Origin of the sequence: Actinophytocola sp. (genome assembly GCF_009379765.1) — a bacterium.
Taxonomy (GTDB): Bacteria; Actinomycetota; Actinomycetes; order Mycobacteriales; family Pseudonocardiaceae; genus Actinophytocola.
On record NZ_WHTD01000146.1, the window covers coordinates 1 to 21,195 of the forward strand.

The following is a 21,195-nucleotide window of genomic DNA, read 5'->3' on the forward strand; positions in this document are numbered from 1 at the left end:
CTGAACGTCACCATGCTGGGTGGCAACCAGTCAGTGGCACCTGAACTCACGACCGACAGCCACCACACGCACCCGACCAAGTGGATGAATCACTCACAACACGACTGACCTCGCAAAACGACTTTGCGCATCGCCCTGCACCGCCCTCGAGCACGTGCGCGAGGCGCGGCGGCTGCACCGCTCCTGGTACCGCCGACTGTTCGAGCACCACGAGTCCGACGAGGTGCCGACCGACGGTAATAGGGCGCCACTGGCTGCCTGAGGTGTGCGAGCATGCGTGCGTGGCGCGCCTCGGATCAGGTATCCCTCTGGTGGCACGCGACCGGGAGCTGGGTCGGTTGCGGGTCGCCTTCGACCAGGCCGCCGCAGGCTCCGCGGCGGCCGTGCTCATCTCCGGGGACGCCGGGGTGGGCAAGACCCGGCTGACCGACGAGCTGGCGTCCATCGCCCGCGACAAGGACGCCGTGGTGCTCACCGGGCGCTGCCTGGACGACGGCGAGACCGGGCTGCCCTACCTCCCGTTCGTCGAGGCGATGGGTCAGGTCCCCGACCGTGCGCAGGCGGTGCTCGCACACCCGGCGCTGGTCCGGCTCTTCCCCGACGCGATCCTGCCCACCGGCGAGCGGCCGGGTGGTGGCGGCATGGTCGGCGTCGGCGCGGTCGTCGCCGGTGCGGGCGCCCGCACGGGCAACCGCAGCGAGCAGGACGTCGGCCAGCTGCAGCTCTTCGACGCCGTGCACGCGCTTCTCACCGACCTCGCCGCGGCCTCGGCCGTCCTGCTCGTGCTGGAGGACCTGCACTGGGCGGACGGCTCGACCCGGCGGCTGCTCGCGTTCCTCGTCTCCCGGCTGCGCGAGCAGCGGCTGCTGATCGTCGGCACGTACCGCGGCGACGACCTGCACCGCCGGCACCCCTGCGGCCGTTGCTGGCCGAGCTCGTCCGGCTGCCGGCCACCGAGCGGCTCGATCTCAGCCCGTTCGACGAGACCGACTCCCGCGCGTTCGTCACCGCGCTCGCCGAGGAGCTGCTGCCGGAGGAAACCGTCCGAGAGGTGGCCGGCCGCTCGGAGGGCAACGCGTTCTTCGCCGAGGAGCTGCTCGCCGCCTACAGCGAGGGCGGTACCGGTGGCCTGCCGTGGACGCTCGTCGACGTGCTGCTGGCCAAGGTGGAGCGGCTCTCCGACGGCGCACAGCGGGTGATCCGGGTGGCGTCGGTCGCCGGCCGGCGAGCCCCGCACGTCATGCTGCACGAGGCCGCGGGCCTGTCCGAGGCCGAGCTCGAGGAGGCGCTGCGCGAGGCCGTGCAGCACCACGTGCTCGTCGCCGCTCAGGACCAGGGCGTCGAGGTCTACGCGTTCCGGCACGCGCTGCTGCGTGAGGCCGCCTACGGCGACCTGCTGCCCGGCGAGCGGGTCCGGCTGCACGCCGCCTATGCCAAGCACCTCGCCGGGGAGCGCGGGCACCGGGGCATCGCGGCCGCGCTCGCCCACCACAGCATGGAGAGCCACCAGCTGCCGCAGGCCCTCGCCGCGTCGATCGAGGCGGCGCAGGAGGCCAAGCGGTCGGGTGCGCCCATCGAGTCGCTGCACCACCTGGAGCGCGCTCTCAAGCTGTGGGACGCGGTCGCGCCCGCGGACCGGCCGGCCGACGCCGACGAGGCCACGTTGCTGCGCAAGGCGTCGCACGTGGCCGGCAGCGCCGGCGAGCCGGAGCGGGCGGTCGCGTTCGCCCGGCAGGCGGTCAAGCTCACCGACGCCTGCGACGACCCGGAGGTCGCCGCGATGACCCGCAGGCGGCTCGCTTCGGCGCTGTTCGTCGTGGAGGGCAGGGAGGACGAGGCGCGGCAGGTGATCGTGCGTGCCTGGGAGCTCGTCGCGGACCTGCCGGCCAGCTGCGAGAAGGCGTGGGTGCTGGCGGTGTACGCGTCGATCCTGCGCGGCATGCGGGAACCCGCCGAGGCCCGCACGTTCGCCGAGCTCGCGGTGCGCGACTCGCGCGCGGCCGGCGAGCCGGGCGTGGAGGCCGACGCGCTGATCACGCTGGGCGCGCTGGACGAGGCGGAGGGCCGGGTCGAGCAGAGCCGGGAGCGACTGCTGGAGGCCCGGCGGCTCGCGGCCGCCGACGACTCGCCGACCGTGGAGCTGCGCGCGTGGCACTACCTCGGCATGAACTACTACGAGCAGGGCGACCTCGACGAGTCCGTGCGGATCATCGACGGCGGCGTCGAGCGGGCCAAGAGCACCGGGCTCACCTGGGGGACCTACGGGTTCGAGCTGCGCGCGATGAAGGTGACCACCCGGTACGCGCGCGGCGACTGGGACGAGAGCGAGGCGGCCGCGGAGCCGCCGGGGCGCCGGGTGTCCAGCACGGTCTCGGCGCGGCTCGCGGCGGTCGGCAGCCAGGTGATGGTCAGCCGCGGCCGGCTCGCCGAGGCGGCGCGGCTCGCGGAGGACCTCAAGTCGGAGTGGCACCGCGACTTCCAGATCGGCGCGGCCATGGGCCCGGCCGCCGCGGAGCTCGCGTTCTGGCAGGGCCGGCACGAGGACGGCGTGGCCCAGGTGCGGGAGGCGCTGGACTGGGCCGAGCGGGTCGGCGGCGAGTGGATGCTGGTGGGCATCCGGCTCGGCGCGATCGGGGTGGCGCTGTGCGCGGAGCTGGCGGAGCGGGCCACCCGCAGGCGCGAGGACGGCGAGCACCGGTCGGCGGTCGAGGAGGGGGAGCGGCTGTTCGAGCACGCGCGGAACACCGCCAGCTACGGCCGGCCGCGCACCGGCACCCTCGGTCCCGAGGGGAAGGCGTGGCTCGCGCGGGCCGAGGCCGAGCTGTCCCGGCTGCGCGGGTCGAGCTCGCCGGAGCTGTGGCGCGCGGCGGCCGACGCGTTCGGCTACGGCGCGGTGTACGAGCAGGCGGTGTGCCGCTGGCGGCTGGGCGAGGCGTTGCTGAGGGCCGACCGGAAGGACGAGGCCGCGGCCGAGCTGCGGGCGGCCGGCGAGGTCGCCGAGCGGCTCGGCGCCCGGCCGCTGCACGACGCGATCCGCCGGCTGGCCCGGAGGGCCCGGATGTCCATCGGCGACGGCCCCGCGCCGCGCGAGGCCCTCGACCCGTTCACCCCGCGCGAGCGGTCGGTGCTGGGGCTCGTGGCGCTCGGCCGGACGAACCGGCAGGTGGGCGAGGAGCTCTACATCAGCGAGAAGACGGTGAGCGTGCACCTGTCCCGGATCATGGCGAAGCTGGGCGCCACCCGCCGGGCCGAAGCCGTGGCGATCGCCTACGACAAGGGCTTGCTGGAGGCGCCCACGCCGTAGGCCGAATGTCGTACCCCACCTCTAGGCTTTTTTCCGTGAGTGAGGAACATCCCTGCCACTGCTGGCTGTGTGTCGAGCCCGACGGGCTGGACGCACGGGAGAAGAACATGGTGTGGCAGGTCCAGGAGCACGGCTGGAGCGTCGTCGCCGTCGCCGACGAGCACGAGCTGCCCGGCTGGGCGTACTCGGTGGGCATGTGGCACACGATGCGCAGTCCCGAGGTGTGCATGTTCGGCCTGCGCGGGCGCGACATGCACACCTGGATCAACGCGGTCGGCCAGCAGGTGCGGGCCGGCCAGCCGCTGCGGGTCGACGAGGAGCGGCTCGGTGTGCTGGACGGGTTCCCGGTGATGGTCCGGCCCGTGCACGAGTCCTGGTACGTCGACCTGTTCGGCTACGCGCTGGACTTCTACCGCGAGCCGCCGCTGCCGGTGCTGCAGCTGATCTGGCCGGACCGGCACGGGGTGTTCCCGTGGCAGCCGGGTGCGGGGGACCGGTGCCGCGCCCACCAGCCGCTGCTGTGGCTGCCGAAGGCCGACCACCCGCCGAGCCTGTGGACCCGGCTGGCCGAGCTGTCCACGTCGCCGTTCCCGGACGCGGGGATCAACGAGCTGGTGGTCGGCTCGAAGCGGGTGATCAGCGGCGAGGCGCCGATCGTCGGGATCGTGCACACCCACGACGGCCGGTGGGAGTTCCTCGACGCCGCCCCGGTGCACGGCGAGGACGACCTGGGCATGGTGCACCTGCGCCACCTCGTGTCGGACCACCCGCACATCGGCGACTTCGCCGACCTGCCCCGCGGCCACGCCGCCTGGCAGGAGGAGGACGGCAACTGGTCCCGCGCCCCGTTCACGCCAGACCCCAGATCCTGACACCGCCCCAAGTTCTGCCCGAACGGTCATCGGTGCGGGGATCACCGAGGACATAGCGTTTCCGGCATGGCGAGTGAACCGGAGCTGCGCACCGGCGGCAGCGGTGAGTGGGTGCTGTACCTGCGGCAGTCGCTCAACCACCACTACCGGCAGTCCGTCATCGCGGAGAGCGGCGAGTTCGACGCCGCCCTCGAGTCCGTCGTGCGGCACTTCCAGCACCAGCAGGGCCTCCCGGCCGACGGCGTGGTCGACGCCGCCACCTGGGCCGTCCTCACCGGCACCCCCGCGGTGCGGTACCGCTGGCCGGACGTCCCCGTCGCGAGCGCCGCCGCCGATCTCGGCGGCGTTCTCGTCGAGCTGGCCGTCACGCTCACCGGGGAGTCCACTGTGGCCTTTCAGCGCGCGGCCGACCGGGACGGGCTCGGCCTCGCCGCGGGCGCCGCGCTCGACGCGCTCACCACGGGCCTGTCGGTCGGTGACCTCGGCTCGGCCGGCCCCGGCATCACCGCCGCCGTGGGCGCCGAGTTCCGCCAGGCCTCGGCGAGCCCGCTCGCCCCGAACCACACCGAGTTCGCCGGCAGCGTGCACCTCGACTACGACGTCGCCACCGGCCACGGGCTCGCCAAGGTCACCGGCCAGATCGGCTACGCGCTCGAGGTGACCGTCAGCCCACACATCCCGGGCGTTCTCGCCGAGGCCGGCGTCGTCGCGCTCGTCGCCGCGTTCGCGATCGCCGTCGCGCCGGACACCGGCGGGGCGAGCTCGCTCCCGCTCGGCGCGTAGGAGCGGGCCATGGACCGGATGTTCCGCTACGCGCTGCCGGACACCCCGGTCGCGGGTGCGGCCGTGGACATCGGCCACCTCGGCATCCGCATCGACCTCGTGCTCACCGGCGACCTCGACGTCGTCGGCCGGGTCACCGGGTCCACAGTGGACTCTGCGGCGGCGACCGGGGACGCGGTGCGGGCGTGCGCGCTGACGGCGTTGCGCGGCATGGCGAGCGGCGTGATGGTGCGTGGCCTCGGCTCGGCGGCACCCGCGCTCACGTCCACCGCGGGGCATGTGTTCACCCAGCAGCGGCACGACTTCCCGGCCACGGGCGGGGTCGCGTTCGCCGGCCGGTGCGCGATCGACTTCGGCGAGCACTGCGACCTGGCCGAGGTGTCCGTGCGCGGCACCGCCGGCTACTCGCTCGAGGTGACCACCAATGGCCGCGCGGGCTCGGCCTCGGGGTTCGTCCAGCACGACGGCGAGCTGGCCTCGATCGGCATGGTCGTGCTCGTCGCGGTGCCGATCGCGCCGGCCCGGCTGGTCGCCGGCGAGGGCGGCTGACCAACCGGACCGGCAGCGGAGTGTCCTGAGTCGGAGATTCGACACCACCTCCGGCGCCCGCGCGGCGCCTGGCGGCGTTGGCGGAAAGCCCGAGTACAACCCGGTACGAGGACTTCCCGCCGCCTTGCCAGCCACCACGCGGATCACCGGATCTGGCGCCGACCCGCCAACTCCATACCGTCTAGCTCAGCCGGCGACGAGGACCTCGTACTCGGACTGGTCGCCGATCCCGAACGCGCTCATGAACTCCTCGAACTTCGTCCACTGCTCGTTGCGTGCGGTGGGGTCGTTCACGTGGATCTGGACTTCCTCGTCCTGCTTGCGGATCCCCGAGATCACGACGACGTAGTGATCGTCCGCCTGGGACGGGAACCACGCGGGGCCGTGCGTCTTGAGCACCGTCGACCAGCTCGGCGCGTCGTCGAGGTTGCAGTTGATCGGGGTGAGGCCGAGCGTGGTCGCGTACTCCTTGGCCTGGTGGGCGGCCACTCCGGACTCGGGAGCGTGGACCTGCGTGACGAGGCCGTTGACCTCGTGGTTGCCGCCTTTGGCGTTGAGCACCATGGCGAACGAGGCCGCCCAGGACAGGCTCTGGTCGGTGGCCTCGACGAGCGTCACCTGCTTGTCGACGTTCTCCAGCTGCTTCTCCTCGTGCCCGAGCAGCTTCCAGATCTCCGCGTCCACCACCGGTTCGCCGCTGTACTGGTGCAGCTCCCGGAAGTGTGCGACGGCGTTGTCGGTCGTGGGACCGTACATGCCGTCCTCGGTGACGACCTGGGTCTTGTAGAAGTAGTTCAGCAGCTGCTGCAGGTACATGACCCAGCCGGTGTTGGTGTTGTTCTCGGTCTTCGAGATGGTGGGTGCCTTCTTGGCCGGCTCCGCCATGGGTGATCTCCTCCAGTGCGTGGCTCACCCGCCGATGAGCACCGTGCTCACCGCGACGATCGAGCCGGTCGGCGCGGGGGCGGGGTCGTTGCAGGTGTTGACCGTGTCGCCGGCGCGTGCGGCCGGCTTGTTGTTGATCAGCACGGTGGCGCTGCCCTTCATCACGATCCCGGTGTTGGTGGGCGGCACCTGGAACGGGCCGCCCTGCGGGATGTGCGGCGGCACGTTCGTCGCGGTGCTGCCCACGGTCGCCGCGGGCATGCCGCCGATCAGGACGTTCGGGCTGCACCCACCGGTGATCGTGCCGGCGAACGGGTGCGGCAGCGGCGTGGGCACCGGACCGCCGGGGGAGGGGATCATGACGATGTGGATGTCGGTGCCGACGACCTTGTCGCCCTGCTTGGCCGCGGGGCTCATGGCGTACGCACCCACCGCTTGGGCTGGTCCGGAGTCAGCGGGCCGCGCGGCTTGGCCGCCTTCTGACCGGACTCCAGGCGGATCTTCTCGGCCGGCTTCGCGAGGTCGGTGTCCGGCTCTGGCACGAACGGCGCGCTCACCGTGATCGCGAACGCCGCCCGGGCCGGCATGCCGAGGCTGCTCCACAGCGCGCCGGGGTCGGACTCCGCGACCCGGATGGACACCGGCCGGCCGAGGCCCGCCAGCGCGTCCGGCATGCAGTCGGCCGGCAGCTCGTCGGTGAAGATCATCGTGCGCAGCGCGACGCCGAGCAGCAGGTGCTCCTCGTTGATCTTGGGTGCGCGCGCGGTGACCAGGTAGGACAGCGCGAAGCGGCGGACCGGGTCGCGCCGGGCGACCACCGCACCGCGGCCGTCGCGCGTCTCGTCCCAGCCGGACTCGCGGCCGCTCGGGTCGTCGCGCAGCCCGTAGAGGAACAGGTCGATCGCGTTGGACGGGCGCTCGGTCTCCCAGGTCGGCTTCGGCGGGTCGAGCCGAACCATCGTGCCGGCCGGCAGGGACCGGCCGAGCAGCACGCACAGCGCCTCGTCGACATCGGTGATCACCAGGCCAGTGTCGGCGCGTGCGGATGGCGATCCCACGGGCGGCCGCCCGTCCTTTCAGCGCGCATCGCTTGCCCGAAGGGGCAGCTGCCTGATGGGGCATGCGAATACGCCCCTTGGTCACGGTCGTTCGCGATGGCCCGCCGCCGGCGTGAGCCGGATCGTAGACGTTCCGGACAAGTTCGAGACAGGGAGAGCATCATGACTGCAGCCGCAGGCGCGGCGGCGGCGGAGGGCGCGGCGGCCGGTGCGGCCGGCGGCGTGGCGGGTTCCATCGTCGACGGAGTCGTCGATCTGGGGAAGGACGCCGCCCGGTATGTCGCAGACCATGCCACCGATCCGTGCACCAGCCACATCAGGATCGCCAACCAGACGGCGGACGTCATGCGTCTGGTCGACGGCAGCGAGCACAACGACTACGGAAACTTCCTGGACACCCCAACCCGGGAGATCGCGCCGGGCGGCTCGGCGGAGTTCCGCCACGGCAGCACGACCGCGATCGGCGTCGCGGCGGCCGGCTCCCAGGGCGGGGTCTCCTACCAGGCGGGCGGCGAGACCTGGGTGCTCGGGTGGGACCACTCGAAGTGGACGACGGACCCGGCGACCTGCACCGCGCAGGTGAGTGGCAGCAAGTACCGCTCGCACAAGCAGGCCGCCGGCACCGGACCGGAGGCGAACTTCACCTTCACCCTGGAGCAGGTCGCCGCGCCCACACCGTCCCATGTGGACCCCGAGCACCCCGAGCCGGACCCCGTGACACCCGTCACGCCGGTGACGCCGCCGTCCGGCGGGCACGGGCAGGGACATGGGCAGGGGCACGGGCACAGCGCCGTGTACCTGCGCCGAGGCAGCCACGGCCAGGAGGTCGCGCGCTGGCAGACCCAGCTGAACCAGACCATGAACGCCGGCCTCACCGTCGACGGGAACTTCGGCGGCGCCACGCACGACGCCACGATCCAGTTCCAGCAGCAGCACGGGCTGCAGGTGGACGGGCTGGTCGGGCCGGAGACCGAGGCGAAGATGCAGAGCTTGTTCGCCCCGGCCGAAGAGAAGCACGGCATGGGCGTGGACATCCCGCCGGACCACGGCGGCAACGGCGACCAGGGCGGCCACGGCGAGCAGGGCCAGCAAGGCGGGCCCGAGGGGCCGTACCACCCGTCGACCCACGGCGAGTACCACCCGGACAGCCACGGTGCGTTCCACCCGCAGACCCACGGCCAGTTCCACCCCGAGACCCACGGCGGCTACGACCCGGGCACGCACGGCGCGTACCACCCGGAGGTCCACGGGCAGTACCACCCGGAGATGCACGGCGGTTACCACCCGGAGCACCACGGCTCGTTCCATCCGGAGCTGCACGGCCAGTTCCACCCGGGCTGGCACGGCGACTTCCATCCCGAGTCGCACGGCCAGTACCACCCGCAGCTGCACGGCGAGTACCACCACGAGCTGCACGGGCAGTTCCACCCGCAGCTGCACGGGGACTTCCATCCGGAGGTCCACGGGCAGTACCACGCCGAGCAGCACGGCCAGTTCCATGTCGAGCTGCACGGGCAGTTCCACCCGCAGCTGCACGGGGACTTCCACCCGGAGCTCCACGGGCAGTACCACCCGGACCTGCACGGGCCCTACCACCCGGAGATCCACGGCGAGTTCGACCCGCAGCTCCACGGCGAGTTCCGGGTCGAGATCCACGGCCAGTTCGACGAGTCCCTGCACGGCACCTACCGCGAGGACCGGCACGGCCCGCACGACCCGGCCGTCCACGGCGAACACACGGCGCCGAACTGACCGACCCGGCCCGGCGCTCGACAGGCGCCGGGCCACCGGGCCGCCCGAAGGGGCGGTCCCCCATGCCCGATGCCCCGCCCGGCGAACGACTGCGGTACCGGGGCGGCAGCACACAGGATCAGTCGTAGCCCGGTAGGCCGAGACGGCCGGCCGGCACGCTCACCACGCAACGAGGGAGACACCCGAGATGGCCAGCAGCTACCTCGCGCCCGGTGTGTACATGGAGGAAGTTTCCTCGGGTTCGCGGCCGATCGAGGCCGTCGGGACCGCGGTCGCGGCCTTCGTGGGATTCGCCGAGCGCGGCCCCCTGCACGAGCCCGTGCTCGTCACCAACTGGACGCAGTTCAAGCAGCGCTTCGGTGACTTCGTCGAGGGCTACTACCTCGCGCACGCCGTGTACGGCTACTTCCAGAACGGCGGCGGCACCGCGTACGTCGTCCGCGTCGGCGGCGGCAGCGACAACGGGTCGGGCAACGGCCACGTCGCGCTTCCCGCGGCGGAGCTCCCGGCCGCGGCCGGCGACGGCAAACCGGCGCTGACGATCTCCGCGCGGGCCACCGGCGCGGGCGACATCACCGTCGAGGTCACGCCGGCCAGCGAGGCGTCCGACGACACCTTCAAGCTCGTGGTCAAGCAGGGCGGCCAGCCGGTGGAGACGTTCGACAACGTCACCACCAAGCGCGGCCCCAACAACGTGGCCACCGTGGTCCGCCAGCAGTCGAAGCTGATCGTCGTCGAGGAGACCAAGGGCAAGGCGCTCTCGGTGCCCAAGGCGGGCGAGATCGCGCTCGGCACCCCGGCCCCGTCGCCGGCCCGGGTCGGCGCGAACGACTACGTCGGCAACTCCTCGGACCGCACCGGGTTCGGCGGCCTGGAGGCCGTCGACGAGGTCACCATGCTCTGCGTGCCGGACCTGATGGCCGCATACCAGCGCGGCGCACTGTCCATCGAGGACGTCAAGGCCGTGCAGCTGGCGATGATCGCGCACTGCGAGCTCATGGCCGACCGGGTCGCCATCCTGGACACCCCGCCCGGGCTGAAGGCCCAGGAGGTCAAGGACTGGCGGATGGACGTCACCGGCTACGACTCCAAGTACGCCGCGATGTACTGGCCGTGGATCAAGGTCGCCGACCCGGTGGCCGGCAAGCAGGTCTTCGTGCCGCCCTCGGGTGCGATGGCCGGCATCTGGGCGCGCAACGACGCGAGCCGGGGCGTGCACAAGGCGCCGGCCAACGAGGTCGTGCGCGGCGCGGTCACCCTGGAGATCAACATCACCAAGGGCGAGCACGACGTGCTGAACCCGATCGGCGTGAACTGCATCCGCAGCTTCCGCGGCCAGGGCATCCGGGTCTGGGGCGCGCGCACGCTGTCCAGCGACCCGGAGTGGCGCTACCTCAACGTCCGCCGGCTGTTCAACTACGTCGAGAAGTCGATCCTGCAGGGCACCAACTGGGTGGTGTTCGAGCCGAACGACCCGAAGCTGTGGGACTCGGTCAAGCGCACCGCGACCATGTTCCTGCGCCGCGTCTGGCGCGACGGCGCGCTGTTCGGCCGCGCGCCCGCGCAGGCCTTCTTCGTCAAGTGCGACGAGGAGAACAACCCGCCGGAGAACCGCGACGCGGGGATCCTCACGGTGGAGATCGGCATCGCCCCGGTCAAGCCGGCCGAGTTCGTCGTGTTCCGCATCTCGCAGTTCGCCGAGGGTGCGGGCCTCGAGGAATGACGACCCACCAACCTCCCGCATCGCACCCTAAGGAGTCCTCGCCATGGCCGGACTAGGCCCCAACCAGCCCAACGACGCGATCACCGCGGCCCGGTTCTCGATCACCATCGACGGCTACGAGATCGCCTCGTTCTCCGAGCTGCAGGGCATCACCACCGAGGTGAAGCCGGTGGAGCTGATCGAGTCCACCGACAAGGAGATCATCCTCAAGAAGCTGCCCGGCAAGACCGAGCCGGCCACGCTGGTCCTCAAGCGCGGCAAGAACTCCAGCATGGAGCTGTGGGCGTGGCACGAGGCCGTGCTCATGGGTGACATCGTCGCGGCCCGCAAGTCGTGCTCGCTGGTCATGTACGACACCGCCGGCACGCCGGTCGCGCGCTACCACCTGGAGCACGCGTGGCCGTCGAAGCTCGAGATCGGCGCGCTGAAGGCCGGCGCGAGCGAGGTGCTGATGGAGACGGTCACGATCGTGGCCGAGCGCATCCAGCGCGTGTCGGCGTGACGGTGGCGGCCGCGCAGGAGACCGGGCTGCGCACCGAGTACCCGTTCACGTTGCCCCGCGGCTACGTCGACGAGCACGGCCGGGTGCACCGCGAGGGCGTCATGCGCCTGGCCACCGCGCGGGACGAGATCACCACGCAGGCCGACCAGCGGGCCAAGCAGAACCCGGCCTACCTCACGGTCCTGCTGCTGGAGCGCACGGTCACGGCGCTGGGCGAGCTGCCGGCGGTGGACGCGTTCGTCGTGGAGAACCTCTTCGCGTCGGACCTCGCGTTCCTGCAGGACCTGTACCGGCGCATCAACGCCGACGGGCACACCGAGGTCGCGGTCAGCTGCCCGCACTGCGGCGGCGACTTCGCGGTGGATGTCGCCGGTGATGCGCCGGGGGGATCGTGACGTACGCGGCCGACCGGGCCTGGGAGGAAGTCGCGTACGTCGCCTACTACCTGCACTGGCCGCTCGACGCGATCCTCGACCTCGAGCATCCGGTGCGGGAACGAGTGATCTCGGAGATCGGGAAGATCCATACGCGGTTCGGCGCGGAGGACTGACCGGATCTCCCGGTGGAGAAGGGGAACGAGATGCGCTGGCCGTTCCGGCGGAAGGAAGACCGCTCGGAGTCCACTGTGGACTCCGCGGTCGCCGCGCCGCCCGCCGCCGTGCGGCGGTCGGGCCGGCAGTGGACCTCGCTGCCCCCGCTGCCGGTCACCGTTGCACCGACCGCGCCGCTGGTGACCGGCCCCGCGCCGGTGCTCGCGCCGCTGCCGGGAAACCGGCTCGTGTTCGGCCCGCCCGTCCCGGCGCGACCCGGCCGGGTCGAGGGCCTGGCCACGCCCGTGCCGCCGGAGCCCGTCGCGCCGGTGGTCGCCACCCCGCTGCCGCCCACGCCGGAACCGGCCCCGCCGGCACTGACGCACCGGCCGGTCCGCGCGGTGCCGACCGCGCAGGCGGCACCGCTGACCGAGGCGGCGCCGCAGTACGTCGGTGAGCCGCGCGAGCCGGCCACCCCGCACCGCGCCCCCGGCTGGCTGCGCTACGCCCCGACCTGGCTGACCCAGGGCGAGCCCGACCCGCTCGGCCTGCCGGTGAGCCGGCCCGTGCCCGAGCGGCCGGAGCCGAAGCCCGCGCCGCGACCGGTGTTCCCGCCGACCCGGCTGTCCGAGGGCCCGCCCGCCGAGCCGGAGTCCGGTGCGAAGCCAGCGTCCGCCGTGGAGCCTTTGGCGCGGGTGACGCCCGCGCTGCCGATCGAGCGGCCGAAGCGGCGGGCGAGCCTTGGTCAGTCCCGCAAGCTCGGGCTGGGCGCGCCGATCAGAACGGCGCCGGAGCAGGACCTGGTGCTGCCCCCGGAACCACCCCGGCTCGAGGCGGCGACTCCGGCACCGACCCCGGCGCCGCCGGTCGAACGGGCCCCGACCGTCGAGCAGCCGGCCGAGGAGGAGGCGGGCGAGGAGCCGCCGCTGCCGCAGCCACCTCCTCAGCCACCGCCACCGCTGTCGCACAAGCGGTCCAGCCCACCTCCGCCGCCGGTCCGGCCGGCGGCGGCCGTCGCACCGGCTCCGAGCACGGTTCCGCTGGTGTACAAGGGCGCCGAGGGCCGCCACGAGCGGCCCGTGCCCCGGCTGCGGGGCACGACGCAGGTGCCGGCCGGGCTCGCCGACGCGATCCGCGGCCGCACCGGCATCGACGTGTCCGACGTGCCGGTGCACCGCACCCCCGGGGCGTCCGCCGAGGCGCGGTCGCTCGGCGCCCGCGCGTTCACCCGCGGTGCCGAGGTGTTCCTGCCCGAGGAGGCGGGCTCGCTCGACGCGCCCAAGGCCCGCGGCCTGCTCGCCCACGAGCTCGTGCACGTGGTGCAGCAGCGAACGCTCGGCTCGTCGCTGCCCGCGCCGTCCACACCGGACGGTGCGGCGCTGGAGGCGGCGGCGGTCGCGGCCGAGCACGAGCACGGCGGCGGTCCCGCCCCACTCCTGCACCCGTCGCTCACCCAGGTGATCGGCCAGGCGGCGCGCGCGGCGGGCGTCCAGCTCGCCCCGCTGGTCGCGGAGCCGGCGATCAGCTCGGTGACCCCGGTGGAGGTCACGTCGGCGATGCCGCCGGCCACGCCGGCGGCCCCTGCGCTGAGCGAGCCGGTCCGCGCGGACATCGGCGCGATCTCCGAAGCGAGCGCCACCCGGGTGATCGAGGAGTGGACCAACCCGCTCGCCGGCGGAACCGGGTTCTCGACCGGCGGCGCGGCGCCGCTGCCGGGATCACCGGCCGCCGAGCCCACCCCGGTCCCCACCGCCGGGTCCGGGTCCGGGAGCGCGGCCGAGGCCGAGATGGCCAACCAGGTCCTCCAGGTGATCAACCTGGACCGCGCGGGCGCCGGCGAGCAGCCGCTCACCACCCTCGACGAGGCCACGACGGCGCAGATCCGGCGGACGGTCGCCGAGCAGATGGCCGCACGGACGGCCCTGTCCACCAACCGTTCGATGATGATGGCCGCCGCGCTCGCCACGTCGAGCGAGCCGGCGATCACCGGCCCCGCGCCCGGCACGCCGGAAACCCCGGCTCCGCAAGCACAACCGGTGCCCGAACTGCTGCCGGTCCCCACCCCGGCGCCCGCCCCGGCCCCGGTGCGCGAAGAGGACTCCGCCCTCCGGGACGGGCAGATCGACCTGGAGAAGATCGACCTCGACGACCTGTCCACCCGGCTCTACGACCGGCTGCGCAGCCGGCTGCGGCTGGAGCTGCTGATCGACCGCGAGCGGGCCGGCCTGCTCACCGATTTCCGTTAGGAGCAAAGCAATGGCGGGACTCAACGACCAGTCGAAGATCGGTCTCGGCAACCGGTTCAAGGTGAAGGTCACCCCTGGTGGCTGGGACCTCGGCAGCTGGGCCAAGGCCGACGGCCTCGACGTCAGCTGGGAGGTGCCCGAGTACCGCTCCGGCGAGTCGTGGAACCAGCGGTTCTTCGCCCCGGCCAACACCAAGTACACCGCGGTGAAGCTCACCAGGGCCGCGGCCGCGGGCGACACGGAGACGGTCAAGAAGTGGTTGGAGAAGAACTCCACGACGCACGACCTGGGCGCCGAGGTGCAGATCGCGCTGTGCGACTCGGTCGGGGACAAGGTCATGGCCTGGGACCTCAAGAACGTGGTGGTCAAGAAATGGTCGGTCACCTCGATGGACGCCGGCTCCAGCACGGTCGCCGTCGAGACGTTGGAGCTGGAGCACGAAGGCTTCCTCAACGACGAGTGGTCGCTGAAGACCTGACCGTCCGGCCTCGACTGTCGAGAAAGGACCGATCGTGATCAACGTGAGCGCGATGCTCGGCCTGCAGACCCGCTTCAAGGTCGTCGTCGACGGCGTCGACCTCGGCGGCTGGTCGAAGTGCACGGGGCTCGCCGTCGAGTTCAAGGCGAAGATGATCGTCGAGGGCGGCAACTACGAGTACCAGCCGATCCTGCCCGACATCATCGACTACAAGCCGATCGTCCTCGAGCGCGCGATGAACGCGCAGGACTCCGACCACCTGCAGAACTGGTTGCGCGGCAAGGTGTCCAGCTACATGAAGCAGGACTTCCGGGGCGGCGGCAGCGGGACCGCGCAGATCACCCTGTGCGACTCGCACGGCAACAAGGTCTCGTCCTGGTCGTTGCGCGGTGTGTACCCGGCCGGCTGGGACGGGCCGGAGCTGTCCGCGTCGACGTTCGGCATCGCGGTCGAGAAGCTGAAGCTCGTGCACGAGGGCTTCCTGTGAGGAGAGGGCCATGACCATCCCGGGGATTCCAGCGGCGTCAGCCGGCGCCGTGGTCGACGCCGCCATCGGTGTCGGGATCGGCGTTGCGGCCGTGATGGGTGCGCGGGTGCCCGCGTCGCTGCGCTGCACCACACTGCCCAGCATCGGGTTCGTACCGTTCGACTTCAACCCGGAGAAGGTCACCATGACCCGCGGGTCGAACGTCGGCAACATGCCCAAGCCGAACCCGCCGTCCGCGAGCAGCCTCACGCCCAGCACCAACGGCGGCGCGCACGTGCCGACGAAGGCGCTCACCGGATCGAAGATCAAGCTGAGCAAGCTCACCTTCGCCGGGCCGATGACCAAGTTCTTCTGCGACCAGCTGCTCGCCTGGATGATCCCGTCGGCCAGCTTCGGCGCGATGCTCGGCCTCGGCGGGTTCGCCAGCCAGCCGGCCAAGCTGACCTTCCAGTGGGGCCCGCCGATGGTCGGCTTCATGTACGAGTGCAAGATCACCTCCTGCGCGGTGAGCTACGTCCGGTTCAGCGCCATCGGCATCCCGCTGCGCGCCGAGGTCGACCTTGACCTGCTGGAGATCCCGTCCGCGTGGGGCAGCCTGCCGACCAACCCGACCTCCGGCGGCCTGCCCGGCAGGCGCAGCCACGTCGTCGCGCACGGCGAGACGCTGCAGTCGATCGCGACCGAGAAGTACGGCACGCCCGCGCTGTGGCGCAAGATCGCCGAGGTCAACAACATCCACGACCCGGCCCGGCTGCGCCCGGGCACGACGATCTACCTGCCCAACCCGCACGAACTGGTCGCCGGGAGGACCGCGTGACCGCCGGCCTGGGTGGCGGCACGGACACCGAGATCGTCCACCCGAAGGTCAGCATCGGGATGATCGGCCTGCCGCTGATGCCGGACGCGGAGAGCATGCTGATCCGCACGGTCGTCGACACCCACCTGCACATGCCCGACATGTTCGAGCTGACCTTCTTCGACGACAACGGAACCGTCGTCGCCGACGCCGGCCTGACGATCGGCACCGTGGTCGAGATCGCCGCGCCCCGCCCGGGCGAGACGTCGTCGAAGTCGCTGATCACCGGCGAGGTCACCTCGATCGAGGCACGCTGCGAAGGCCACCTGATCTACACGGTCATCCGCGGCTACGAGAAGTCGCACCGGCTCCAGCGCGCCAGGCGCACCCGCACGTTCGTCAACATGACCGACTCCGACATCGCCGAGCAGGTCGCCTCCGCGGCGGGCCTGGACATCGGCACGATCGAGGCCACCAGCACCACGCACGACCACATCGCCCAGGTCGCCCAGACCGACTGGGACTTCCTCACCCAGCGCGCCCGGGAGATCGGCTACGAGACCGTGGTGGTCGGCGGCGAGTTCTCCTTCCGCCGCGCCTCCGGCAGCCCGGCAGGCGGCGGTCCCGGCGGCGCGCTCGGGGCGGTCGCCTCCGCGGCCGGGGACCTGCTGGGGCTGTCGGACAAGCTGACGTTCAAGCGGAACCTGATGTCCTTCCACCCACGCATCTCCGCCGCGAACATCACCCCGGACGTCGAGGTGCGGGTGTGGGACTCCAAGGACGCGCGGGTCGTCACGGCCCAGTCGGACGCGACCACCGGAACCGCCACGATCTCCGGCCAGGAGCCCGCGAAGCTCGCCGACTCGTTCACCGACGGCCTCCTGCCGCCGCTGCCCTCACTGCCCGCGCTGCCACCGATCCCGGGCCTGCCGAAGATCGACTTCGGCACGTCGCCGAGCAACACCGCCTACGTCGTGGTCGACCGGCCGCTGGCCTTCGGCCCGTCCGCGGACAGCGCCGTCGAGGAGGCCGCGAAGGGCGTCGCCGACCACATCGGCAGCACGTTCGCCGAGGCCGAGGGCGACGCGCTGGGCGACCCGAAGATCCAGGCCGGCGCGCAGGTCGACATCGACGGCGTGCCGGAGCAGTTCAAGGGCAAGTGGACGGTCACCAACGCCCGGCACGTGTTCGACGCGGCCGAGAGCGGCTACCACACCCGGTTCTGGGTGAGCGGCCGGCAGAACCGCAACCTGCTCGGTCTCACCTCGACGGCCGGTGACGAGCGGACCCGGTTCCCGGGGCTCGTGTGCGGGGTGGTGACCAACGTGTCCGACCCGGAGAAGCTCGGCCGGGTCAAGGTCGCGCTGCCGTGGCTCTCGCCCGACTTCGAGTCCGACTGGGCCAGGGTGATCCAGGTCGGCGCGGGCCCGCGCAGCGGCGCGCTGTTCCTGCCCGAGGTCGGCGACGAGGTCGGCATCGGCTTCGAGTTCGGCGACCCGCGCCGCCCGTACGTCCTGGGTGGACTGATCAACAGCAACTCGAGGTACGGCGCGCTCGAGACCGCCGTGAGCGGCTCGGGCGCGGTCAACGAACGCGGGATCGCCACCCCGGCGGGCAACAAGCTGCTGTTCACCGACGACCTGCCGCCCGGCCCGCCCGGCCTGCCGCCGATCAGGTCGGCGATGGTGCTGGGCACGAAGGACGACAAGCTCGCGCTGACCATCGACCAGGTGGCCGGCACGATCACGCTGTCCTGCGACCCGGCGCCGCCGGCCAGCAAGACCCCGGCCGGCTCGCTGACGATCGAGTGCCCGGGTATGGGCGCGATCTCTGTCAAGGCGGGCGTGGGCGGGTTGAAGCTCGAGACCGACGGTCAGCTCGAGCTCAACGGAAAGCTCGGCGTGAAGATCGAGAGCGCCGCGGTCACCGAGGTCAAGGGATCTGTTCTCAAGCTCAACTAAGGGGAATGTCGTGACGACGTCACAGGACTTCATCGGCGCCGGGTGGGCGTTCCCGCTCGGTGTCGGGCCACAGGGCGGGATCGCCCTGGTGCGCCGCGAGGTCGAGCTGGAGCAGGCGATGCGCCTGATCCTCTCGACCTACCCGGGGGAGCGGCCGATGCGGCCGCTGTTCGGCAGCCGGTTGCGCGACTTCGTGTTCCGCTCGGTGAACGTGGACACGATCGCGGAGCTGTCCCGGGTGGTCCGCGAGGCGCTCGTGCAGTGGGAGCCCCGGGTCGACGTGGAGAACGTGCTCGTCGCCCCGGACCCGCACGAGGGCAGCACGCTCTACATCGACATCCAGTACCGGCCGAAGGACTCCAACGACCGCCGGAACCTGGTCTTCCCCTTCTACACGATCCCCGAGGACGGGAGTGACTACTGATGGCGCTGCCCGCACCCAACCTCGACGACCGCCGGTTCCAGGACCTCGTCGACGACGCCAAGCGGATGGTCCAACGTCGCTGTCCTGAGTGGACGGACCACAACGTGTCCGACCCCGGCGTGACACTGATCGAGACGTTCGCGTTCATGACCGACCAGCTGCTGTTCCGGCTCAACCAGGTGCCGGACCGGTTGTATGTGAAGTTCCTCGAGCTGATCGGGCTGCGGCTCATCCCGGCCACCCCGGCCCAGGCGGGCGTCACGTTCTGGCTGTCCGCGCCGGCGATCACGTCGGTCGGCATCCCGGCCGGCACCAACGTGGCGACGCTGCGCACCGAGCAGGAGGAGTCGATCGTCTTCTCCACCGAGGTGGACCTGCGGATCGTGCCGTGCTCGCTGAACCGGGTCGCGACCCGCGCCACCGACGCCGACGCGCAGACCGACCGGACCGACGAGCTCAAGATGGGCCAGTCGTTCCAGGCGTTCTCCGAGGTGCCCCGGGTCGGCGACGCGATGCTCGTCGGCCTGTCCGACCCGGTGCCCAACTGCGTGGTGCGGCTGGAGTTCGACTGCCGCGTCGAGGGGGTCGGCGTGCACCCGGACCACCCGCCGCTCCACTGGGAGGCGTGGAACGGCAAGGACTGGCGGCGCTGCCTGGTCAGCAAGGACGGCACGGGAGCGCTGAACACCGCGGGCGAGGTGCTCGTCCACGTCCCGGGCAACCACGAGTCGGCCGTGTTCGGCGGCGAGGCGGCCGGGTGGCTGCGCGCGCGGGTCGTCGAGGTCGACCCGGACATCCCGACCTACGCCGCCTCGCCGCTGGTCACCGCGCTCTCCGCGGCGACGGTCGGTGGCACGGTCGAGGCCGACCACTGCGAGATCGTCGAGGAGGAGGTGCTCGGCGAGTCCGAGGGTGTGCCGGGCCAGCAGTTCACCGCCTCGCGCACCCCGGTGGTGATCGGCGCGGGCGCGGCCACGCTCGAGACGTCCTCGCCCGAGGGCTGGCAGGAGTGGACGCCGGTGCAGCACTTCGCCGGCAGCGGCCCCGACGACCGGCACTACATCCTCGACGGCGCCGCCGGGACTGTCCACTTCGGACCGGCGATCCGCGAGGCGGACGGCGGGCTGCGCCAGTACGGCGCGGTCCCGGCCTACGGCACCACGGTCCGGCTGCGCCGCTACGCCACCGGTGGCGGCCGTACCGGCAACGTCGGCAAGGGTGCGATCCAGACGCTGAAGTCCTCGATCCCGTTCGTGAGCCGGGTGGAGAACCTGGAGGCCGCGTGGGGCGGCGTCGACGGGGAGAGCGTCGACCAGGCCAAGGCGCGCGGGCCGATCCTGCTGCGCACCCGCAGCCGCGCGGTCACCGCGGAGGACTACGAGGCGATCACCCAGGAGGCCGCGCCGGACGTGGCCAGGGTCCGCTGCGTGACCGCGGGCGACGACGACACCGACCCCGGTTCCGTGCGGGTGCTGATCGTGCCGGCCGCCGCGGAGGTCGGCGGGCGCATCGACTTCGCCGAGCTGGTGCCGGGGGAGGAGACGTTGCGGCGGATCACCGAGCGGCTCGACGAGGTGCGGCTGATCGGCACCCGGGTGCTGGTGTCGCCGCCGCGCTACCGCGGGGTGACCGTGGTGGCCCGGGTGATCGCGCGGCCGCGGCTGGACAGGTCGCGGGTGCGCGCCGACGCGCTCGCCGCGCTGTACGAGTACCTGAACCCGATCAGCGGCGGGCGGTACGGGCAGGGCTGGGAGTTCGGCCGCCCGGTGCAGGCCGGTGACGTGTACGCGCTGCTGCAACGGGTGCGCGGCGTGGACCTGGTGGAGGACGTGCGGCTCTTCGGCGCCAACCCGGTGACCGGCGAGCGGGGCGAGGAGGCGCAGCGGCTCGACGTCGACCCGCACAGCCTCATCTTCTCCTACGAGCACCACGTGAAGGTGGAGGACAACTGATGCGCGGCATGGTCGCTGGGCTGTCGAACGCCTCGCCGTTCATCGAGATGCTGCCGGCGATCTTCCAGGAGGACGAGTTCACGTCGCGCTTCGTCGGCGGGTTCGACGACGTCCTGGCGCCGATCCTGGCCACATTGGACTGTCTCGTCGACTACTTCGACCCGTACCTCGCGCCAGAGGACTTCCTGGAGTGGATGGCGGGCTGGGTCGGCATCGAGCTCGAGGAGGGCTGGCCGATCGAGCGCCGCCGCGCGGTCGTCGCCACTGCGGTGGAGATGTACCGGATGCGCGGGACCGCGGCGGGCCTGCGGGCGAACCTGCAGGTGCTCACCGGTGGCCGGGTGGAGATCGCGGACAGCGGCGGGGTCGGCTGGTCGCGCGCTCCCGGCGCTCCGATGCCGGGCGAGGCGTCGCCGCGGCTGGCGGTGCGGATCCGCGTGCACGACCCGACGAGCGTGCCCATGGACCTGGTCGACTCGGCGGTGGCGGCGGCGAAGCCCGCGCACGTCGTGCACCGGGTGGAGGTGGACCGGCCATGAGCGAGCTTGCGAGCGAATCAATGTCACAGGGCGACCTGTCCGCGGAGGAGCCGTCATGATCGTGTGCAAGAGCTGCGGCTTCCACAACAAGGAGACCGACGCGTTCTGCGGATCGTGCGGGGCGTTCCTGGAGTGGACGGGGGAGAAGCTGGCGCCCGCACCGGTGCCGGCCGCCGAGCCGGAGGCGGTGGAGGAGCAGCCGAAGCGCGGCTGGCTCTCCCGCGTGCAGTCGATGCTGTACATGGACGTGGGCGACCGCGACCCGGTGGAGACCAAGTCGGGCCCCGGCGCTCCGGGCCGACCGGGCAGCCCCCCCGGCGCCCGCCCACCCGGCCCACCGCCACCGCCCGGTGC

21 protein-coding genes and 1 pseudogene are annotated in these 21,195 nt (G+C 72.2%); 19 read left to right on the forward strand and 3 right to left on the reverse strand.

All coding sequences use genetic code 11. The annotated features are described in order from the left end of the window. Positions 1-311 precede the first annotated feature (311 nt). From GEV28_RS42705 to GEV28_RS32715, 5 genes are all read left to right on the forward strand, one after another. A complete protein-coding gene (locus GEV28_RS42705) occupies positions 312-1,199 on the forward strand; it encodes an AAA family ATPase (protein WP_367115245.1) in 888 nt (295 codons plus the stop codon). Positions 1,200-3,058: 1,859 nt separating this feature from the next. Next, positions 3,059-3,304 (forward strand): response regulator transcription factor, encoded by a 246-nt coding sequence (locus tag GEV28_RS42710; protein ID WP_367115246.1) that lies wholly within the window; start codon positions 3,059-3,061, stop codon positions 3,302-3,304. 35 nt (positions 3,305-3,339) lie between these two features. Next, positions 3,340-4,176: a DUF4262 domain-containing protein gene (locus GEV28_RS32705; protein WP_291416555.1), complete on the forward strand. Its 837-nt coding sequence runs from the start codon at positions 3,340-3,342 to the stop codon at positions 4,174-4,176. A gap of 66 nt (positions 4,177-4,242) precedes the next feature. Further along, positions 4,243-4,959 (forward strand): peptidoglycan-binding domain-containing protein, encoded by a 717-nt coding sequence (locus tag GEV28_RS32710; RefSeq protein ID WP_291416557.1) that lies wholly within the window; start codon positions 4,243-4,245, stop codon positions 4,957-4,959. A 9-nt stretch (positions 4,960-4,968) separates the two neighbouring features. Beyond that, entirely contained in the window at positions 4,969-5,508 is a 540-nt protein-coding gene (locus tag GEV28_RS32715) for a hypothetical protein (RefSeq protein WP_291416559.1), read from the forward strand. A gap of 186 nt (positions 5,509-5,694) precedes the next feature. Here the strand turns inward: GEV28_RS32715 and GEV28_RS32720 are convergent, their stop codons facing one another. From GEV28_RS32720 to GEV28_RS32730, 3 genes are read right to left on the reverse strand one after another with little or no spacing between them, the layout of a single operon-like run. Then, on the reverse strand, positions 5,695-6,393 hold the full coding sequence (locus tag GEV28_RS32720; protein ID WP_291416561.1) for a papain-like cysteine protease family protein: 699 nt from the start codon (positions 6,391-6,393) through the stop codon (positions 5,695-5,697). Between the two features lie 24 nt (positions 6,394-6,417). Next, complete coding sequence (locus tag GEV28_RS32725) at positions 6,418-6,810, reverse strand: PAAR domain-containing protein (RefSeq protein WP_291416562.1); 393 nt, start codon at positions 6,808-6,810, stop codon at positions 6,418-6,420. Next, positions 6,807-7,415, reverse strand: a complete 609-nt coding sequence (locus tag GEV28_RS32730; protein WP_291416563.1) for a Pvc16 family protein — start codon at positions 7,413-7,415, stop codon at positions 6,807-6,809. Before GEV28_RS32730 ends, GEV28_RS32725 begins: the two co-directional genes overlap by 4 nt. A 198-nt stretch (positions 7,416-7,613) precedes the next feature. On the opposite strand from GEV28_RS32730, the gene GEV28_RS32735 reads away from it, so the two are divergent. The 14 genes and pseudogenes from GEV28_RS32735 to GEV28_RS32800 all read left to right on the forward strand — a co-directional run. Beyond that, positions 7,614-9,203, forward strand: a complete 1,590-nt coding sequence (locus GEV28_RS32735) for a peptidoglycan-binding protein (protein ID WP_291416565.1) — start codon at positions 7,614-7,616, stop codon at positions 9,201-9,203. Between the two features lie 187 nt (positions 9,204-9,390). After that, positions 9,391-10,926 carry a phage tail sheath subtilisin-like domain-containing protein gene (locus tag GEV28_RS32740; RefSeq protein ID WP_291416567.1) on the forward strand — a complete coding sequence of 512 codons (1,536 nt, stop codon included), beginning with the start codon at positions 9,391-9,393 and terminating at the stop codon, positions 10,924-10,926. A gap of 43 nt (positions 10,927-10,969) precedes the next feature. Then, the gene (locus GEV28_RS32745) at positions 10,970-11,428 is read left to right on the forward strand and encodes a phage tail protein (protein WP_291416569.1); all 459 of its coding nucleotides are present in this window, start codon (positions 10,970-10,972) and stop codon (positions 11,426-11,428) included. Next, complete coding sequence (locus GEV28_RS32750) at positions 11,425-11,823, forward strand: phage tail assembly protein (protein ID WP_291416571.1); 399 nt, start codon at positions 11,425-11,427, stop codon at positions 11,821-11,823. Before GEV28_RS32745 ends, GEV28_RS32750 begins: the two co-directional genes overlap by 4 nt. Continuing rightward, the gene (locus tag GEV28_RS32755) at positions 11,820-11,978 is read left to right on the forward strand and encodes a DUF6760 family protein (protein WP_291416573.1); all 159 of its coding nucleotides are present in this window, start codon (positions 11,820-11,822) and stop codon (positions 11,976-11,978) included. Before GEV28_RS32750 ends, GEV28_RS32755 begins: the two co-directional genes overlap by 4 nt. 30 nt (positions 11,979-12,008) lie before the next feature. Continuing rightward, positions 12,009-14,204, forward strand: coding sequence for a DUF4157 domain-containing protein (locus GEV28_RS32760; RefSeq protein ID WP_291416575.1), 2,196 nt, complete (start codon positions 12,009-12,011; stop codon positions 14,202-14,204). Positions 14,205-14,214: 10 nt separating this feature from the next. Beyond that, positions 14,215-14,682 (forward strand): phage tail protein, encoded by a 468-nt coding sequence (locus tag GEV28_RS32765; protein ID WP_291416577.1) that lies wholly within the window; start codon positions 14,215-14,217, stop codon positions 14,680-14,682. Between the two features lie 34 nt (positions 14,683-14,716). Beyond that, entirely contained in the window at positions 14,717-15,169 is a 453-nt protein-coding gene (locus GEV28_RS32770) for a phage tail protein (protein ID WP_291416579.1), read from the forward strand. A 10-nt stretch (positions 15,170-15,179) separates the two neighbouring features. After that, entirely contained in the window at positions 15,180-15,986 is an 807-nt protein-coding gene (locus GEV28_RS32775) for a LysM peptidoglycan-binding domain-containing protein (protein ID WP_291416581.1), read from the forward strand. Beyond that, positions 15,983-17,926, forward strand: a complete 1,944-nt coding sequence (locus tag GEV28_RS32780; RefSeq protein ID WP_291416582.1) for a phage baseplate assembly protein V — start codon at positions 15,983-15,985, stop codon at positions 17,924-17,926. Before GEV28_RS32775 ends, GEV28_RS32780 begins: the two co-directional genes overlap by 4 nt. 10 nt (positions 17,927-17,936) lie before the next feature. Then, on the forward strand, positions 17,937-18,350 hold the full coding sequence (locus GEV28_RS32785) for a GPW/gp25 family protein (RefSeq protein WP_291416585.1): 414 nt from the start codon (positions 17,937-17,939) through the stop codon (positions 18,348-18,350). Beyond that, positions 18,350-20,302 (forward strand): putative baseplate assembly protein, encoded by a 1,953-nt coding sequence (locus GEV28_RS32790; RefSeq protein ID WP_291416587.1) that lies wholly within the window; start codon positions 18,350-18,352, stop codon positions 20,300-20,302. The genes GEV28_RS32785 and GEV28_RS32790 overlap by 1 nt, the downstream gene beginning before the upstream one ends. Then, complete coding sequence (locus GEV28_RS32795; RefSeq protein ID WP_291416589.1) at positions 20,302-20,841, forward strand: phage tail protein; 540 nt, start codon at positions 20,302-20,304, stop codon at positions 20,839-20,841. The genes GEV28_RS32790 and GEV28_RS32795 overlap by 1 nt, the downstream gene beginning before the upstream one ends. 55 nt (positions 20,842-20,896) lie before the next feature. Then, positions 20,897-21,195, forward strand: a pseudogene (locus GEV28_RS32800) (hypothetical protein); the annotation flags it as partial.

Bases quoted from the DNA above. Each gene is read 5' to 3' on its own strand.
- GEV28_RS32795 (WP_291416589.1), top strand. From the start codon at position 20,302: ATGCGCGGCATGGTCGCTGGGCTGTCGAACGCCTCGCCGTTCATCGAG.
- GEV28_RS32790 (WP_291416587.1), top strand. From the start codon at position 18,350: ATGGCGCTGCCCGCACCCAACCTCGACGACCGCCGGTTCCAGGACCTC.
- GEV28_RS32740 (WP_291416567.1), top strand. From the start codon at position 9,391: ATGGCCAGCAGCTACCTCGCGCCCGGTGTGTACATGGAGGAAGTTTCC.
- GEV28_RS32760 (WP_291416575.1), top strand. From the start codon at position 12,009: ATGCGCTGGCCGTTCCGGCGGAAGGAAGACCGCTCGGAGTCCACTGTG.
- GEV28_RS32745 (WP_291416569.1), top strand. From the start codon at position 10,970: ATGGCCGGACTAGGCCCCAACCAGCCCAACGACGCGATCACCGCGGCC.
- GEV28_RS42710 (WP_367115246.1), top strand. From the start codon at position 3,059: ATGTCCATCGGCGACGGCCCCGCGCCGCGCGAGGCCCTCGACCCGTTC.
- GEV28_RS32710 (WP_291416557.1), top strand. From the start codon at position 4,243: ATGGCGAGTGAACCGGAGCTGCGCACCGGCGGCAGCGGTGAGTGGGTG.
- GEV28_RS32775 (WP_291416581.1), top strand. From the start codon at position 15,180: ATGACCATCCCGGGGATTCCAGCGGCGTCAGCCGGCGCCGTGGTCGAC.
- GEV28_RS32765 (WP_291416577.1), top strand. From the start codon at position 14,215: ATGGCGGGACTCAACGACCAGTCGAAGATCGGTCTCGGCAACCGGTTC.
- GEV28_RS32725 (WP_291416562.1), bottom strand. From the start codon at position 6,810: ATGAGCCCCGCGGCCAAGCAGGGCGACAAGGTCGTCGGCACCGACATC.
- GEV28_RS32720 (WP_291416561.1), bottom strand. From the start codon at position 6,393: ATGGCGGAGCCGGCCAAGAAGGCACCCACCATCTCGAAGACCGAGAAC.
- GEV28_RS32715 (WP_291416559.1), top strand. From the start codon at position 4,969: ATGGACCGGATGTTCCGCTACGCGCTGCCGGACACCCCGGTCGCGGGT.
- GEV28_RS32735 (WP_291416565.1), top strand. From the start codon at position 7,614: ATGACTGCAGCCGCAGGCGCGGCGGCGGCGGAGGGCGCGGCGGCCGGT.